The following is a 2,026-nucleotide window of genomic DNA, read 5'->3' as shown; positions in this document are numbered from 1 at the left end:
GCCGCCAGAATCTCGCGAATATTCTTCCGGTCATCTGCCGTCAGATGGGCAAACTCGGGCGTGGTGTCCTTGCCGGAGAGAACCTCACCCAGCCGCCGTGCGACATAGTCTCGTGCCTCTTTAGGGAGCGCGTCAAACGGCGGTGAGTAGATTGTCCAGCTCAGCGGATAGCGGGCGAGGCGAGTTTTCAGGTCAAGATCACGGAGCGAGCGTCCGTTGCTGTCCAGAGGGCCTTGCAGCGGGAACTGCCGCGCAAACGCCGTGGTGCCAGTGACTTTAGCCTTGAGAGGCGCTTCCCCAGAATAGAACAAGCCCTTCACCAGCGGCTCACAGGCGGAGTGGATTCGGCGAGTGGTGCTCTCGCGACGACCCGTCTCCTTGAGCGCAGTGTTGAGCTGCTCTTCATCACTTAGGGAGTCTCGGACAAGATAGCTGGCGCGGGTGAGCAGATTTTGCAGATGCCCCTGGTGCTCAGCCACCAGCAGCGCAACAATGTCAGAATTTGGCGTGAGGTACGCCGTCGTGTCGAACTTGGCGTGTAGATCGGTGATATTGGCGCCCGCCTCAGTATCCAGCCGCGCCGCCCCATCGCCGCCCCGTGCGATCTCATTGCCCAAGTGCCGCATCTTGCCGTGCGTCCCCGTGACATACCAGCCGCCCCAGCGCTCCTCGAAGGGGCTCTCGTCGGTGGTCACTTTCGAGCCCGCCGAGAAATCCGGGTTGCCGTCCGCGCGGATATACAGCGAGCGCATCATGTGCCCCGGCACTCCTTGTGTCAGCGGCGACTGGTGGCACTGGAGGCACTCGTAGGTCTGGCGGGTGAATTTGAGCTGGTTTGGGTTCTGGGCGAGCGTGTAGAAAACCGCACCATAGACCGGATCCTGCGCCATCAGCTCCAGCACGCGCCCGCCCTGGACAAATCCTACCCAGCAGCTCTCGTTGAAGTACAGCGCCCGCGGCGTCTGCGGCGCGATGAGATCAAATTGCAGGCTGGTCTTGGAGAAAACAAGCATCTGGGAAGTGCTGAGAATCTTCAGCTCCCGAAGCAACGACTTAAGATAGCCCCCCTGCGGCTCGTAGCGCAGCTTGACGTCGCCGCTCGCCAGCCGTTTTTGCAGCCGCGCAATGGGATCGTCCATCGTGGCTGTGAGATACTCCGTCGCCGTATCGGGCGCTTTGGGGGTGCTCGCCAGCGCCGCCGTGGCAACACTCAGCAGAGCTGCAATAAAAAGACGCATTTGTCCTATTTTACCGTATCGCCCGATTTGTTCTCGCCCCCATGAACGGGGGCGTCTTATTTGTCGCTTCGCGACACGAAGGCCCTCCGGGCCATACCGAGTAAACTCGGTATTCGGTATGGGCGGCACGCCCTTTGTGTCCGAGGAACGAGGACAATAAGACGCCCCCGTTCATGGGGGCGGTACAATCTTCCTATGAAACGCATCTTGATTCTCGCTCTTGCCGCCGCGTGTGTGCCTGCGGCGCTGGCACGGAAGCCCAAAACGAAGAACAAGCCTCAACCGAAGCCGACACAGAAAGTCAAACCCGCTGCTGGGGTTCCCTTGACGGGGATCTACGAGGGCGCGATCACGCTCCCCAATACGCTCACGCTCCGTATGGTTTTTCACTTCGATGGCAAGGGCGCAGGTACCTGGGACAGCCCGGATCAGAGCGCCCTGGGTCTCAAGCTGAAAAGCGCGAGCGCAACCGGAGCGACCGTGACGGTGACCTCTGCCACGCCACCGTGGCGCTTCACGGGCAAGCGCTCCGCCGATGGGATGAGCCTCACGGGGACTTTTGAGCAAGGCGGGGCCTCGCTGGAGATGAGCCTGAAGAAAGTGACTCAGGTCAGTACACTCCGCCGCCCACAGACCCCCAAAGCGCCGTTTCCCTACAAAACCACGGAGGTTAGCTTCCCTAATCCTGCGGAGGCGGGGGTGACTCTCGCGGGGACGCTCAGCATTCCCACGGGCAGCGGGCCGTTCCCTTGCGTCGTTTTCATCACCGGCTCCGGGCAACAGGATCG

General features: G+C 61.3%; 1 protein-coding gene and 1 pseudogene. One reads left to right on the top strand and one right to left on the bottom strand.

Going from position 1 to position 2,026, the window contains the following annotated elements:
• Positions 1–1,238 (bottom strand): hypothetical protein (locus ACH2EH_RS06230; RefSeq protein ID WP_395139972.1); only part of this gene is annotated, 1,238 nt, incomplete at its 3' end.
• A gap of 195 nt (positions 1,239–1,433) precedes the next feature.
• On the opposite strand from ACH2EH_RS06230, the pseudogene ACH2EH_RS06225 reads away from it, so the two are divergent.
• Positions 1,434–2,026 (top strand): annotated as a pseudogene (locus ACH2EH_RS06225) (hypothetical protein); the annotation flags it as partial.

Source organism: Armatimonas sp. (assembly GCF_043760365.1).
GTDB lineage: Bacteria > Armatimonadota > Armatimonadia > Armatimonadales > Armatimonadaceae > Armatimonas.
This window is presented reverse-complemented; position numbering and strand designations above follow the sequence as displayed.